General features: G+C 72.1%; 14 protein-coding genes. 4 read left to right on the forward strand and 10 right to left on the reverse strand.

Translation table 11 applies throughout. The features are described from left to right. Window positions 1-50: 50 nt before the first annotated feature. The 6 genes from L332_RS17700 to paaA all read right to left on the reverse strand — a co-directional run bounded on the left by L332_RS17700 (window position 51) and on the right by paaA (window position 5,024). On the reverse strand, window positions 51-824 hold the full coding sequence (locus L332_RS17700) for an enoyl-CoA hydratase/isomerase family protein (RefSeq protein WP_021009568.1): 774 nt from the start codon (window positions 822-824) through the stop codon (window positions 51-53). Between the two features lie 167 nt (window positions 825-991). After that, on the reverse strand, window positions 992-2,134 hold the full coding sequence (gene paaE / locus L332_RS17705) for a 1,2-phenylacetyl-CoA epoxidase subunit PaaE (RefSeq protein ID WP_021009569.1): 1,143 nt from the start codon (window positions 2,132-2,134) through the stop codon (window positions 992-994). Between the two features lies 1 nt (window position 2,135). Continuing rightward, complete coding sequence (gene paaD / locus L332_RS17710; RefSeq protein WP_052588579.1) at window positions 2,136-2,666, reverse strand: 1,2-phenylacetyl-CoA epoxidase subunit PaaD; 531 nt, start codon at window positions 2,664-2,666, stop codon at window positions 2,136-2,138. Between the two features lie 50 nt (window positions 2,667-2,716). After that, a complete protein-coding gene (gene paaC, locus L332_RS17715; RefSeq protein ID WP_052588582.1) occupies window positions 2,717-3,571 on the reverse strand; it encodes a 1,2-phenylacetyl-CoA epoxidase subunit PaaC in 855 nt (284 codons plus the stop codon). An 86-nt stretch (window positions 3,572-3,657) separates the two neighbouring features. Then, the gene (gene paaB / locus L332_RS17720; protein WP_031223242.1) at window positions 3,658-3,963 is read right to left on the reverse strand and encodes a 1,2-phenylacetyl-CoA epoxidase subunit PaaB; all 306 of its coding nucleotides are present in this window, start codon (window positions 3,961-3,963) and stop codon (window positions 3,658-3,660) included. A 74-nt stretch (window positions 3,964-4,037) separates the two neighbouring features. Further along, entirely contained in the window at window positions 4,038-5,024 is a 987-nt protein-coding gene (paaA, locus tag L332_RS17725) for a 1,2-phenylacetyl-CoA epoxidase subunit PaaA (RefSeq protein ID WP_021009573.1), read from the reverse strand. A 138-nt stretch (window positions 5,025-5,162) separates the two neighbouring features. On the opposite strand from paaA, the gene paaI reads away from it, so the two are divergent. The 4 genes from paaI to L332_RS30930 all read left to right on the forward strand — a co-directional run bounded on the left by paaI (window position 5,163) and on the right by L332_RS30930 (window position 8,740). Next, window positions 5,163-5,630 (forward strand): hydroxyphenylacetyl-CoA thioesterase PaaI, encoded by a 468-nt coding sequence (gene paaI, locus L332_RS17730; protein WP_021009574.1) that lies wholly within the window; start codon window positions 5,163-5,165, stop codon window positions 5,628-5,630. A gap of 132 nt (window positions 5,631-5,762) precedes the next feature. Continuing rightward, entirely contained in the window at window positions 5,763-7,070 is a 1,308-nt protein-coding gene (paaK, locus tag L332_RS17735) for a phenylacetate--CoA ligase PaaK (RefSeq protein ID WP_021009575.1), read from the forward strand. A gap of 103 nt (window positions 7,071-7,173) precedes the next feature. Next, a complete protein-coding gene (locus L332_RS17740) occupies window positions 7,174-7,785 on the forward strand; it encodes a TetR/AcrR family transcriptional regulator (protein ID WP_021009576.1) in 612 nt (203 codons plus the stop codon). Between the two features lie 271 nt (window positions 7,786-8,056). Beyond that, entirely contained in the window at window positions 8,057-8,740 is a 684-nt protein-coding gene (locus tag L332_RS30930) for a LysM peptidoglycan-binding domain-containing protein (protein ID WP_021009577.1), read from the forward strand. 62 nt (window positions 8,741-8,802) lie between these two features. Here the strand turns inward: L332_RS30930 and paaZ are convergent, their stop codons facing one another. The 4 genes from paaZ to L332_RS17765 all read right to left on the reverse strand — a co-directional run bounded on the left by paaZ (window position 8,803) and on the right by L332_RS17765 (window position 14,010). Next, window positions 8,803-10,911 carry a phenylacetic acid degradation bifunctional protein PaaZ gene (paaZ, locus tag L332_RS17750; RefSeq protein WP_021009578.1) on the reverse strand — a complete coding sequence of 703 codons (2,109 nt, stop codon included), beginning with the start codon at window positions 10,909-10,911 and terminating at the stop codon, window positions 8,803-8,805. A 126-nt stretch (window positions 10,912-11,037) separates the two neighbouring features. Continuing rightward, window positions 11,038-11,955, reverse strand: coding sequence for a 3-hydroxyacyl-CoA dehydrogenase family protein (locus L332_RS17755; RefSeq protein WP_021009579.1), 918 nt, complete (start codon window positions 11,953-11,955; stop codon window positions 11,038-11,040). After that, window positions 11,952-12,713: an enoyl-CoA hydratase/isomerase family protein gene (locus tag L332_RS17760; protein ID WP_021009580.1), complete on the reverse strand. Its 762-nt coding sequence runs from the start codon at window positions 12,711-12,713 to the stop codon at window positions 11,952-11,954. Before L332_RS17760 ends, L332_RS17755 begins: the two co-directional genes overlap by 4 nt. 112 nt (window positions 12,714-12,825) lie before the next feature. After that, window positions 12,826-14,010, reverse strand: coding sequence for a thiolase family protein (locus L332_RS17765; protein WP_021009581.1), 1,185 nt, complete (start codon window positions 14,008-14,010; stop codon window positions 12,826-12,828). Between the last annotated feature and the right edge of the window lie 111 nt (window positions 14,011-14,121).

Consider the following 14,121-nt stretch of genomic DNA (forward strand, 5'->3'; position numbering starts at 1 on the left):
CGCTCACTTCTCAGTGAGGCACCTCGCGGAACGTTCGGCCGGTCTGCGCCTCAGTCGCGGCCGGTGAACGTCGGCGTGCGCTTCTGCTGGAACGCCGCGAAGCCCTCGCGGTAGTCGGCGGTCTGCGCGAGCGCCGCTTGCGCCGCGCTCTCGCCGCCCATCGATTGCCACAGGCCCAGCCGCTCGTCGCGCAGACCCCGGATGAGCTCCTTCGAGGCGATGTAGGCGAGGGTCGGGCCCTGCGCCGCGTGGCGCGCGGCCGCGCGTGTCGCCTCGAGCACGGCGTCGTCGGGGAAGACCTGCGAGAAGAGACCCGCGGCGACCGCCTCGGCCCCCGTCATGAGTCGGCCCGAGTAGATGAGGTCGAGCGTGCGGTGCGCGCCGAGCCGCTCGAAGAAGAGCGCGTGGCCCCCCGAGTCGAGCGTCGCGCCGAGGGCTGCGAAGGGACTGCCGATCTTCGTCGACTCGGCGACGTAGACGACGTCCGTCGCGACCAGCAGGCCGAGGCCCACGCCGAGCGCGGCGCCGTGCGCCGCCGCGAACGTCGGAGCGGGGAACGCCGACATCCGCTGTAGCAGCGGCTGCACCTGCTCGTGCAGGAACCCCGTCACGTCGTCGGTGCGCGGGTCGACGCCCGAGATGTCGCGGCCGGCGCAGAAGACCTTCCCCTCGCCGCGGAGGACGAGCGCTCGCACGCCCGCGCGCTCGGCCTCGGCGTACGCATCCGAGAGCTCCGAGAGCGCGGATGGGTCGAGGGCGTTGCGCTTCGCGGGCGCGTTCAGCACCACCTCGGCGATGCCGTCGGCGATGGTCAGCTCGATCATGGGGACTCCTTCGTCCGGTCTTCGGTCGTCGAGTAGGCCCGGAGGGCCGTATCGAGACGTGTCGGCGGGGTCTCGATGCGCGTCCTCCGGACGCTACTCGACCAGCGGGGGAGGGGCAGGGGTCTCGATGCGCGTCCTCCGGACGCTACTCGACCAGCGGGGGAGGCTCAGACGTCGTAGTCGACCACGACGCGGGCGGTATCGCGCTGCGGATGCGACTGGCACGTGAGCACGTAGCCGCGCTCGAGCTCGTCCGGTTCGAGCGCGTAGTTCTCCGTCATGTGCACGCTGCCCGAGACGACCTTCGCGCGGCACGTGCCGCACACGCCGCCCGCGCACGCGAACGGCACGTCGGGTCGCACGCGCAGCGCCGCGTTGAGGATCGACTCGCGCGCCGCGATCGGGCTCTCCACTTGCGTCGACTGCCCGTCGAGCGTGAAGTCGAGCGTCCACGTCTGCTCGCCCGCCTCGACCTGCACGGGCCGGCCGCGGTCGCCGCCGGCGTCGTCCGGGCGACCGGTCGTGAACAGCTCGAAGCGCACGTGCGCCGCATCGACCCCCTTCGCCTCGAGCACGTCGCGGCACAGCTGCACGAGCTCGAACGGCCCGCACAGGAACCACTCGTCGACGCTCTCGGGTCGGATGAGGTCGGTCAGGATGCGCTCGAGCCGCTCCTGGTCGATGCGGCCCGACATGAGCGGCGCCGCGCGCTGCTCGCGCGAGAGCACGTGGTGGAGCGCGAGCCGCGCGGGGTAGCGGTCCTTGAGGTCGGCGAGCTCCTCGATGAACATGACGTCGAGGGTCGAGCGGTTGGAGTACACGAGCGAGAACGTCGACGTCTCGGAGCGCGCGAGCACCTCGTGCGCGAGCGCCATCATCGGGGTGATGCCCGAGCCGGCCGCGATGCCGACGACGTGCGCGCCGTCGACCCGCTCGAGCGCCGAGGTGAAGGTGCCCTGCGGCACCATCACGTCGATGCGGTCGCCGGGCCGCAGCTCGCTGTTCGCCCACGTCGAGAAGCGGCCGCCGAGGTCGCGCTTGATCGCGACCGCGATCGAGCCGGGGGTCGGCGGTCGGCAGATCGAGTAGGAGCGGCGCAGCTCCTGCCCGTCGATCGTCTTCCGCAGCGCGAGGTGCTGGCCGGCGACGTAGCCGAAGTCGTCGTGCAGCGCCTCGGGCACCGCGAACGTCACCTCGACCGAGTCGGCGGTGAGCGGCCGCACCTCGGCGACCTCGAGCTCGTGGAAGCGGGCGCGCTTGCGCGAGGTCGACGAGCCGAGCCCCGTCGAGCCCAGGTTGATCGCCGCCACGTCAGTGCACCTTGAAGTGGTCGAAGGGCTCGAGGCACGCGAGGCACTCGAAGTGGCTCTTGCACGCGGTCGAGCCGAAGCGCGACACCTCCCGGGTGCGCAGGCTCCCGCAGCGGGGGCACTTCACGCCGAGCGAGAGCGGGATCGGGCCGGAGCGCTCGCCCGCGCGGTGCGTCGGCGGGGCGATGCCGTACTCCTCGAGCTTCGCCTTGCCGGCCTCGCTCATCCAATCCGTCGTCCACGCGGGGGAGAGCGTGAAGTCGACGCGCACGTCGTCGAAGCCCTCCGCCGTGAGCGCGAGCAGCACGTCGTCGCGCATCTGGTCGATCGCGGGGCAGCCGGAGTAGGTGGGCGTGAGCGTCACGACGATCGTGCCACCCTCGAGCCGCACCTCGCGGAGCACGCCGAGGTCGTCGATCGTGAGGACCGGCACCTCGGGGTCGACGACGGCGGCCGCGACGCGGCGCGCCTCTTCCACTCGGTGATCGAGTAGCCGGCCGGAGGCCGGCGTATCGAGATCGGGCGCGGGCATCTCGATGCGGCCCTGCGGGCCTACTCGATGAGCGGGGGAGGGAGCCATCGTCACCACGTCGCTCCCGGGTGGCGGCGCGCGAGCACCTGCATCTCAGCGAGCAGCGGGCCGAGGTGCGTCGAGTGGTTGCCGAAGCGGCCGCCGCCGGAGGACTGCCCGATCTTCGGGTTCACGAAGTCGGCCTCCGCGATCTCAGCCTCGGCAAGCACGGCGGACCAGATCTCGTCGAATCCCGCGCGCAGGCTCGAGGGGAGCGGCGCGGCGTCGCCGAGCCGCTCGTGCAGCTCGTCGTCGCGGAAGAGCTCGTCGATGTAGGGCCACGTGTCGGTGAGGGCGACGAGCATCCGCGCGCGGGACTCCTCGGTGCCGCCCGCGAGGCGCAGGGTCCACTGCACGGCGTGGTCGCGGTGGTAGGCGACCTCCTTGACCGACTTCGCCGCGATCGCCGCGAGCGACGCATCCGTCGACGCCGACAGCGCGGTGTAGAGCTCCTGCATGTAGATCGCGGCGATGAGCCCGCGCGCGATCGTGTGCGCGAAGTCGCCGTTCGGCTGCTCGAAGAGCCACGCGCAGCGGAACTCGTGCTCGTCGCGCCAGTAGGCGAGGTCGTCCTCGGAGCGACCGGTCGCGGTGCCGGCGTAGTGCAGGAGGCTGCGGGCGTGCCCGAGCAGGTCGAGCGCGATGTTGCCGAGCGCCATGTCCTCCTCGAGCTCGGGCGCGCGCGAGATCCACCAGCCGAGCCGCTGCGAGAGGATGAGCGCGTCGTCGCCGAGCCGCATCGCGTACTCCGCGACGTCCGGGCTCGCCATCGTGGACGCATCCGCCCCCGTCAGCTCGGCCGCGAGGTCGACGTCGTCGACCGAGACGTGCACGTCGGCGGCCTCCGCCTCGTGCAGCGCCGCGATCGACGCGGCGTCGCGCTTGGTCGTCGCGGGAGCGGGCTGGGCCGCCTTCGCGGACTCGGCGAGCTCCGCGTCGTTGAGCTGGGCGTTCACAGGTGCGGCACCTCCGCGCTCTTCTCGTAGTACTTCGCGTGGCGGTAGTTCTTGCCCGCAGGGCTCTCGAAGAACGCGCCCTTCAGGTCGGGATCGCTCGTCGTGATCGCGCTCGAGCGCACGACCCACACCGACACGCCCTCGTTGCGGCGCGTGTAGAGGTCGCGCGCGTTGCGCAGCGCCATCTCGTCGTCGGGCGCGTGCAGCGAGCCGACGTGCACGTGGCTCAGGCCTCGGTTGGCGCGCACGAACACCTCGTACAGCGGCCAGCCCTCGCCTGCCACGTCTCCGGGGGTGGACATCGTCGTCTCCTCTGTCAGTCGGGGTGGTCTCGATGCGCCGGCCTGCGGCCGGCTGCTCGAGCAAGGGAAAGGGGTCAGGCGGCCTGGCGCTGCTTCGCCGCCTGCTTCTCGGCGTATGCCGCGGCGGCCTCGCGCACCCAGGCGCCCTGCTCGTGCGCCTCGCGGCGGTGCTGGATGCGCTGCGCATTCGCCGGCCCGCGGCCCGCGAGCACCTCGTTGAACTCGGTCCAGTCGATCTCCGACATGTCCCACTGGCCCGTCTCGTCGTTCCAGCGGAGGTTCGGGTCGGGCAGTGTGAGCCCGAGCACCTCGGCCTGCGGCACGAGCATGCCGACGAAGCGCTGGCGCAGCTCGTCGTTCGAGAAGCGCTTGATCTTCCACGCCATCGACTGCGCCGAGTTGGGCGACTCGTCGTCGGGCGGGCCGAACATCATGAGCGAGGGCCAGTACCAGCGGTTCACCGCGTCCTGGGCCATCTCGTGCTGCTCGGGGGTGCCCTGGCTCAGCTCGAGCAGGATCTCGAAGCCCTGCCGCTGGTGGAACGACTCCTCCTTGCAGATGCGCACCATCGCGCGGCCGTAGGGGCCGTACGAGGCGCGGCACAGCGGCACCTGGTTGCAGATCGCGGCGCCGTCGACGAGCCAGCCGATCGCGCCCATGTCGGCCCACGTCGGCGTCGGGTAGTTGAAGATCGACGAGTAGCGGGCGCGCGAGGTGATGAGCTGCTCGGTCATCTCGTCGCGGCTGATGCCGAGCGTCTGCGCGGCGGAGTAGAGGTAGAGCCCGTGCCCAGCCTCGTCCTGCACCTTCGCCATCAGGATCGCCTTGCGCTTGAGGCTCGGCGCGCGCGAGATCCAGTTGCCCTCGGGCTGCATGCCGATGATCTCGGAGTGCGCGTGCTGCGAGATCTGCCGGATGAGCGTCTTGCGGTACGCCTCGGGCATCCAGTCGCGCGGCTCGATGCGCTGGTCGGCCTCGATGATCGCGTCGAAGCGGGCCTGCAGCTCCGCGACGTCGTCGTCGGGGTGCAGGGCGGATGCGTCGGGTGCGGTGAGCGTCATCGTCGACTCCGTCTCGTCGGTTCGTTCCCGGCCGGCTCGATCCGAATTAGTGACCGAACGTTCAGTAAGTATAGACTCGGGTGCGGCGGACCTGCAACGGGTGCGCCGGACCTCGCCGGACGACGCAATGGAGCGCGCATGCTGGAGACGCGGAACCCCGAGATCACGCGGGACGAGACGTGGCTCGCCACGATCATGGCCGAGACCGATCGCGCCAAGGAGGCCTTCGGCATCGAGATCGCCGAGCTCGAGCGCGGCCGCGCCGTGCTCACGATGGAGATCACCGAGGCGATGGTGAACGGCTTCGGCATCACCCACGGCGGGCTCGTCTTCACCCTCGCCGACACCGCGTTCGCCTACGCGTGCAACGAGGACGCCACGGTGACGGTCGCCTCCGGCGCCGACATCACCTTCGCGAAGGCGACGCACGCGGGCCAGACCCTCACCGCGACCGCCGAGCGCCGCTGGCGCTCGGGCCGCAACGGCCTCTACGACGTGTCGATCGTCGACGAGACGGGCGAGACGGTCGCCGAGTTCCGCGGCCGCTCGTTCGGCACCTCCCGCCCCGCGCCCTCGACGCCCGCGGGCGCCGGCGGCCCCGCCTGACCCCACCCCCGCCCACCCGACCCGCTGGTCGAGCAGCCGGCCGCAGGCCGGTGCATCGAGACCAGACCCCCTGATCATCTCGATACGGCCCTTCGGGCCTACTCGATGTCCGAGGAACGAACAGGAGCAACGATGCTCGACCAGACCACCGCATCCGCCGACCTCCGCGACGCCGGCGAGCGCCTCTCGCTCGACGAGTTGCGCGCCCTGCAGCTCGAGCGGCTGCAGCAGACCGTGCGCCACGCGTACGACAACGTGCCGACCTACCGCGCGAAGCTCGACGACGCCGGGGTCAGCCCTGACGACATCCGCTCGCTCGACGACCTGTCGAAGCTGCCCTTCACGACGAAGGAGGACCTGCGGCAGGCCTATCCCTTCGGCATGTTCGCGGTGCCGATGGAGCAGGTGGTGCGCATCCACGCCTCCTCCGGAACGACCGGGCGCCCGACGGTCGTCGGCTACACGCAGGACGACCTCGGCAACTGGGCCGAGGTCGTCGCGCGGAGCCTGCGCGCCGCGGGCGTGCAGCCGGGCTGGAAGGTGCACAACGCCTACGGCTACGGCCTCTTCACCGGCGGCCTCGGCGCCCACTCGGGCATCGAGCGACTCGGCTGCACCGTCATCCCCGTCTCTGGCGGGCAGACGGCGCGCCAGGTGCAGCTCATCCGCGACTTCGAGCCCGACGCGATCATGTGCACGCCGTCCTACCTGCTGACGATCGCGGATGCGTTCGAGGAGGCCGGGCTCGACCCTCGCGAGACGACGCTCAAGGTCGCGATCTGCGGCGCCGAGCCGTGGACGAACGAGATGCGGCTCGAGCTCGAGCGGCGGATGGGGATCGTCGCGGTCGACATCTACGGCCTCTCGGAGGTCATGGGGCCGGGCGTCGGCAGCGAGTTCGCCTCGACGAAGGACGGCCCGACGATCTGGGAGGACCACTTCCTGCCCGAGATCATCGACGCCGAGACGGCCGAGCCGGTCGCCGACGGCGAGATGGGCGAGCTCGTCTTCACGTCGCTCACGAAGACGGCGTTCCCCGTCATCCGCTACCGCACGCGCGACCTCACGCGGCTGCTGCCCGGCTCGGCGTCGCCGACGATGCGCCGCATCGAGAAGATCACCGGCCGCAACGACGACATGATCATCCTGCGCGGCGTCAACCTCTTCCCGACGCAGATCGAGGAGATCGTGCTCGCGATCGAGCACCTCACGCCGCACTTCGTGCTCGAGCTGACGAAGGCCGGGCGCATGGATGCGCTCACGGTGAAGATCGAGTGCATGCCCGATGTCGGCGAGGAGGCGTCGAAGGCCGCCGCGGCGATCCTGCGCGAGCGCGTGAAGGAGCACATCGGCACCTCGGTCGGCGTCGAGGTCGTGCCGGCCGGCTCGCTGCCTCGCTCGGAGGGCAAGTACAAGCGCGTCTACGACTTGCGCGCGTAGGGCTCACCGCCGTGAGCCCGCAGCGCGCAAGGTCGAGTAGCGGGCGGGCGCAGCCCGCTCGCGTACCGAGACCCTGTCCGGTTCGGGCTGGAAGACTGGTGAGATGACCACCGCCACCGAGCCCGCCCGCCGCGGCCGCCCCGGCTACGACCGCGACTCGATGCTCGAGGTCGTCGTCGAGGTCTTCAACGAGCGCGGCTACGACGCCGCCTCGCTCGGCTCGATCGCCGAGAAGCTCGGGCTGTCGAAGTCGGCGATCTACCACCACTTCGCGTCGAAGGAGCAGATGCTCGAGGTCGCGCTCGGCCGCGCCCTCGACGCGCTCGAGGCGGTCTTCGAGTCGCCGGAGGCGACGACGGGGCCGGTCGTCAGCCGCATCCGTCACGTCGTGCGCGGCGCGGTGCTCGTGCTGTGCGAGCAGATGCCGTTCGTGACGCTGCTGCTGCGACTGCGCGGCAACACCCCGATCGAGCTCGAGGCGATGCGCCGGCGGCGCGAGTTCGACCGCAAGCTGCGCGCGCTCTTCGAGCTCTCGCGCGACGAGGGCACGCTGCGCGCCGACATGGACCCGCGCATCGCCGAGCGGCTCACGTTCGGCATGGTCAACTCGATCGTCGAGTGGTACCGCCCCGGCGGCTCGATCACGCCCGAGCAGCTCGCCGACTCGGTGCTCGAGCTCGTGCGGACGGGCTTGCGCGACCCGGCGTCGCTGTAGCGTTGCGCGATAACTTCTTCGCGGCACTCACCGCTCGGTGAATGTATCGCCTGTCCACGCCGGGCCCGGCACGGCGACGCGAGCTCGAGCACCGGCGTTCGCAGTCAGCGGAATTCGTTACCAAACCGTGATCTTCGCGTAGTGTCGACCGACGAACCGCGAAGGGCAGCCGTCGTGTCCGCCCCGAGAGCCCTCGCGCCATCGAATCCAATTGCACCGGTCGGGCGGTCGCGCGCGCTGAGCGCCGCCAGACGGGACCGCGGAGTTCATCGTGACCAAGCAGCACACCACCACTCGCGCGCGCCGTTCGAAGCGCGCCATCGGCGGGATCGTCGCCACCGGCATCGCGACCGTCGCGGGCGCCGTCCTCGTGCCCACCGCGGCGAACGCGGCACCCGACTCCACCTGGGACGCCCTCGCGCAGTGCGAGTCGGGCGGCAACTGGTCGATCGACACGGGCAACGGCTACTACGGCGGCCTGCAGTTCTCGCTCTCGACCTGGCAGGCCTACGGCGGCACGGGCAACCCGGCCGACGCGTCGCGCGCGGAGCAGATCCGCGTCGCCGAGAACACGCTCGCCGGCCAGGGCTGGGGCGCGTGGCCGACGTGCTCGGCGCGCATCGGCGCGAGCGGGGCGGCCGAGCCGCGAGCGGCTGCCCCGCAGCCCGCGCAGCAGGCGCAGCCTGCCCAGCAGCAGGCTCAGGCGGCGCCGGCGCAGCAGGCGCCTGCCGAGCAGCCCGCTCCCGCGCAGGCGGCTCCCGCCGCCCTGCAGCTGCCCGACGTGCAGCCGGGCGACGAGACCTACGAGGTCGTGCCGGGCGACACGCTCTTCGAGATCGCCGAGGCGCAGGGCGTCGAGAGCGGCTGGCTCGGCATCTTCGCCGTCAACCAGGACGCGCTGACGGACCCCGACCTCATCATGGCCGGCCAGCAGCTCGTGCTGCCCGCCGAGTAGCCACCACGCGCAGAGCGCCCCAGCACGCGAGGTGCTGGGGCGCTCGCCGCGTCGGCGGCCGATCAGGCTGAGGCGACCGGCGGGTTCGAGGCGTCCTCCTGCGTCTTGGCGACGTAGGTGAGCAGGTCGTACTGCGCGACGACCTCGTCGTCCTGGTTCGTGAGCACCGCATCCCATCGCACCTCGCCGTACGGGTCGGTCTCGCGCGGCGTGATCTGCTTCGCCGTGAGCGTCACGCGCAGCGAGTCGCCGGGGGAGACGGGCGTCATGAAGCGCAGGTTGTCGAGGCCCGTGTTCGCGAGCACGGGGCCCGGCGCCGGCTCGACGAACAGGCCCGCCGCGAACGACAGCAGCAGGTAGCCGTGCGCGACCCGGCCGGGGAAGAACGGGTTCGCCTCGGCCGCCGCCTGGTCCATGTGCGCGTAGAACTTGTCGCCCGTGAACTCGGCGAAGTGCTCGATGTCGTCGAGCGAGATCTCGCGCCGCTCCGAGACGACCTGGTCGCCGACCTTGAGCTCGGCGAGCGACTTCCGGAACGGATGCGGCGCCTCGGTCGAGGCCGGAGCCCCCTGGTGCCAGACGCCCGTGAGCGCCGTGAGCATCGTCGGCGAGCCCTGGATCGCGGTGCGCTGCATGTAGTGGAGCACCGAGCGGATGCCGCCGAGCTCCTCGCCGCCGCCCGCGCGGCCGGGACCGCCGTGCACGAGCATCGGCAGCGGCGAGCCGTGCCCGGTCGAGGCGCGCATGTCGTCGCGGTCGAGCAGCAGCACGCGGCCGTTGTGCGGCGCGATGCGGCGGGTGAGCTCTGCCACGAACACCGGGTCGTGCGAGGCGACGGAGGTGACGAGCGAGCCGCCGCCGCGCGCGACGATCTCGGCGGCCTGCTCGGGCGAGCTGTACTCGACGAGCGACGAGACCGGGCCGAACGCCTCGGTGTCGTGCAGCGCATCGGCCTCGGCGTCGCGGAACGCGAGCAGCGTCGGCGCGACGAACGCGCCGCCCTCGGCGAGGCCCATCGAGCCGTCGGCGAGGCGCACCTCGCCCGCGTCGCCGCCGACGACGATCTGGCCGCCGCCCTCGCGCAGCTTCATGACCTGCCCGAGCACCTCGTCGCGCTGCTCGAGCGAGGCGAGCGGGCCCATCGTGACGCCCTCGGCGCGCGGGTCGCCGACGACCACCTTCGCGACGATCCGCTCGCGCACGGCCTCGGCCACCGCATCCGTCATGCCCGACGGCACGAGCGCGCGGCGGATCGCCGTGCACTTCTGGCCCGCCTTCGACGTCATCTCGCTCACGAGGCCGCGCACGAAGGCGTCGAACTCGGGGGTGCCGGGCTCGGCGTCGGGGCCGAGCACGGATGCGTTGATCGAGTCGGTCTCGACCGTGAAGCGCACGCCGCCCGTCTGCACGGCGTCGTGCAGCCGCAGGCTCGCGGCCGTCGCCGCCGAGCCGGTGAAGCTCACGGTGTCGCCGAGCCGGAGGTGGTCGAGCAGGTCGCGCGCCGAGCCCGAGACGAGCTGGATCGCGCCGGCGGGGAGGAGCCCCGACTCGACGAGGATCCGCACCATGTGCTCAGTGACGTAGCCGGTCGGGGTCGCGGGCTTGATGAGCGTCGGCATGCCGGCGAGGAACGCGGGCGCGAGCTTCTCGAGCGGCCCCCAGACGGGGAAGTTGAACGCGTTGATCTGCACCGCGACGCCCGGCAGGGTCGTGCAGATGTGGCGGGCGAGGAAGGAGCCGTCCTTCGAGAGCTGCTCGACCGGGCCGTCGAGGTAGATCGTCGACTGCGGCATCTCGCGGCGGCCCTTCGACGAGTAGGTGAAGAGCACGCCGATGCCGCCGTCGATGTCGACCCAGGAGTCGTGCTTCGTCGCGCCCGTGCGGCTCGAGAGCTCGTAGAGCTCGCTCTTGCGCTCGGTGAGCGCGAGCGCCATCTGCTTGAGCAGGATCGCGCGCTCGTGGAACGTGAGCGGCGCGAGCGAGTGCTGGCCGACGGTGCGGGCGTGCTCGAGCGCGCCCGGTAGGTCGAGCCCGGTGGTCGAGACGCGCGCGACCTCCTCGCCGGTCGAGGCGTCGCGCACGACAGCGGCGCCCTCGTCGCTCGCGGGCTCCCACCAGGCGTCCTGCACGTAGCTCGGCAGCAGTCGGGTGCGGGTCATCGTGTCGGTCATCGTCGATCCTCTCCTCCCCGTTCGTCGAGTAGGCCGGAAGGGCCGCATCGAGACGGAGTGCAGTGTGTTCGGTTGTCGCGGGTGGTCTCGATGCGCCGCTTGCGGCGGCTGCTCGACCAGCGGGGGTCAGGTCCAGTCGTAGAAGCCGCGGCCGCTCTTCTTGCCGAGCCGGCCCTCGGCGACCATGTCGCGCAGCAGCTGCGGCGGCGCGAAGCGCTCGCCGAGCTCGCGGTGCAGCTGCTCGGCGATGCCGAGGCGCACGTCGAGCCCGACGATGTCGGTCGTGCGCAGCGGCCCCACGGGGTGCTTGTAGCCGAGCTCCATCGCGAGGTCGATGTCGCCCGGGCTCGCGACGCCCTCCTCGACCATGCGGATCGCCTCGAGCCCGATCGCGACGCCGAGCCGGCTCGACGCGAAGCCCGGCGCGTCGTGCACCGTCACGGGCGTCTTCCCGATCGCCTCGACCCACGCGCGGGCGTCGTTCGCGAGCGCCGGGTCGGTGCGCTCGCCGAGCACGATCTCGACGAGGGCGGACGCAGGCACCGGGTTGAAGAAGTGGAGCCCGAGGAACCGCTCGGGGCGCGACAGCGCCGCCGCGAGGCGGTCGATCGAGATCGACGACGTGTTGCTCGCGAGCGAGGCGCTAGGCGACAGGACCGCCTCGACGCGCGCGAGCGCATCCGCCTTCAGTGCCTCGTCCTCGGGCACCGCCTCGATCACGAGGTCGCAGTCGACGAACGCGCTCGCCTCGACCGCGACGCGCAAGCGCCCCTCGAGCTCGTCGAGCGGCTCTGCCCAGCCGCGCTCGACGCTCTTGCGGAGGCTCTGGGCGACGCGGTCCTGGGCGGCGCTCGCGGCGGCGGGGTCGCGCTCGACGACGATGACGTCGCTGCCCGCGAGCACGAAGGCGTGCGCGATGCCCGCGCCCATGCGCCCGCCGCCGAGCACGCCGACGCGCTCGGGGGCGCCCGCGCCCACCTGCGCGTCGGTGTCGTCGGGCCCCGGTCGCCCGTCAGGGGCGACGGCCTCGGTCACATCGGTCATCGGGACTCCTCCGTCGCTCGCCTCGCGCCGCGGCGCTCGAGGAACTCGGTCATGCGCCGCTGCTTCTCGGGGCTCTCGAAGAGCACCGCCTGCTCGGCGAGCTCGATCTCGGGGTGCGCGCTCGCGGGCGCGAGCAGGGCGCGCTTCGTCGCCTGCGTCGCGGCCGGGTCGAGCGTCGCGATGCGATCGGCGATCGTCGCGGCGTGCTCGAGCGCCGCGTGCGACTCGACGATGGTGCTCACGAGCCCTGCGGCGAGCGCCTCGTCGGCGCCGAGGATGCGGCCGGTGAGCAGCATCTCGCTCGCGAGCGCGTCGCCCACGATCTCCTTGAGCCGCCAGGTCGCGCCCGCCGCGGCGATGATGCCGAGGCCGGTCTCGGGGTTGCCGATCTTGAGGCTCGGGGTGCCGATGCGGATGTCGGCGGCGTAGGCCAGCTCGGCGCCGCCGCCGAGCGCGTAGCCGTCGAGCACGGCGATGACCGGCATCGGCAGGGCCCGGATGCGCTGGAAGCAGCGGGTGTTGATGCCCTTGAGGGCGTCGGTCGCGCGCCGCTCGCGCAGCTGCGCGATGTCGGCGCCCGCCGCGAACGTGCCGCCGGAGCCGGCGATGACGAGCGTGCGGCGCTCGACCTCGAGCCGCGCGCACAGCGCGTGGAGGACATCCACGAGGTCCTGGTCGATCGCGTTGCGCTTCTCGGGCCGGTCGAGGGTCGCGAGCACGAAGGCGCCGCGGTCCTCGACGCGCAGCGACTCGCTCATCGCCGCACCCCCTCGACCGAGGGATCTTCAACCGGATAGCCGGTGGGGCGCGACGCATATCGGCTCGCCCAACCGGCTGCCCGGTTGAAGATGGCTCGAGTCGCGGCGCCGCTCACGCGCGCTCCAGCAGGATCGCGGTGCCCTGGCCGACGCCCACGCACATCGTCGCGAGGCCGATCTCGGCCTGCTCGCGCTCCATGCGGCCGAGCAGCGTCACGATGAGGCGCGAGCCGGAGGAGCCGAGCGGGTGGCCGAGCGCGATCGCACCGCCGTCGGCGTTGACGATGGCGTCGTCGAGGCCGAGCCGGCGGATGGTGCCGATCGACTGGGTCGCGAACGCCTCGTTGAGCTCGATCGCGCCGATGTCGTCGACCGAGTAGCCCGTGCGCGCGAGCAGCTTCTCGGTCGCGGGCACGGGGCCGAGGCCCATGATCTCGGGGGCGATGCCGGCGCTCGCACCGCCCACGATGCGCGCGCGGGGCGCGAGGCCGAAGCGCTCCACCGCGGCCTCGCTCGCGACCACGATCGCCGAGGCGCCGTCGTTGAGCGACGAGCTGTTGCCTGCGGTGACGACCGAGCCGCCGCCCACGACGGGCTTGAGGGCCGCGAGCCGCTCGAGGCTCGTGTCGCGGCGCGGCTGCTCGTCCACGGAGACTTCGCCGCCGCGCGTCGGCACCGCGACGATCTCGGCCTCGAAGCGGCCCTCGTCGATCGCCGCGATCGCGCGCTGCTGCGAGCGGAGCGCGAACTCGTCGGCCTCCTCGCGCGTGATGCCGTCGACGCGGGCGACCTCCTCGGCCGTCTCGGGCATCGCGAACGTCGCCTTGTCGCGCGCGACGAGCTTGGGGTTGGGGAAGCGCCAGCCGATCGACGTGTCGTACGCCTCGCCGGGCTTCGCCCATGCGCGCTCGGGCTTCGCCTGCACCCACGGGGCGCGGGTCATCGACTCGACGCCGCCCGCGACGACGATGTCGGCGTCGCCCGCCTTCACCATCTGCGAGGCCATGATGACGGCCGACATGCCGGATGCGCACAGGCGGTTGACGGTGATGCCCGGGATGTCGTCGGGCAGGCCCGCGAGCAGCACCGACATGCGCGCGACGTTGCGGTTGTCCTCGCCGGCCTGGTTCGCGGCACCGAGGATGACCTCGTCGATCGCGTGGGCGGGGATGTCGGCGCGCGCGATCGCCTCGGCGACGACGAGCGCCGCGAGGTCGTCGGGCCGCACGTCCGCGAGCGCGCCGCCGTAGCGGCCGACCGGGGTGCGTGCTCCGCCGATGAGGAAGGCCTCGGGCACTGGGGGCTCCTGACTCCGTCGTCGTGACACCGGATGCGGTCGTGAATTAGTGACCGATCGTTCAGGAATACCTTACGGGGCGGCTCGAGGCCCCGCAACATGCGTGCGGTC

It is taken from the genome of Agrococcus pavilionensis RW1, assembly GCF_000400485.1.
Lineage (GTDB): Bacteria > Actinomycetota > Actinomycetes > Actinomycetales > Microbacteriaceae > Agrococcus > Agrococcus pavilionensis.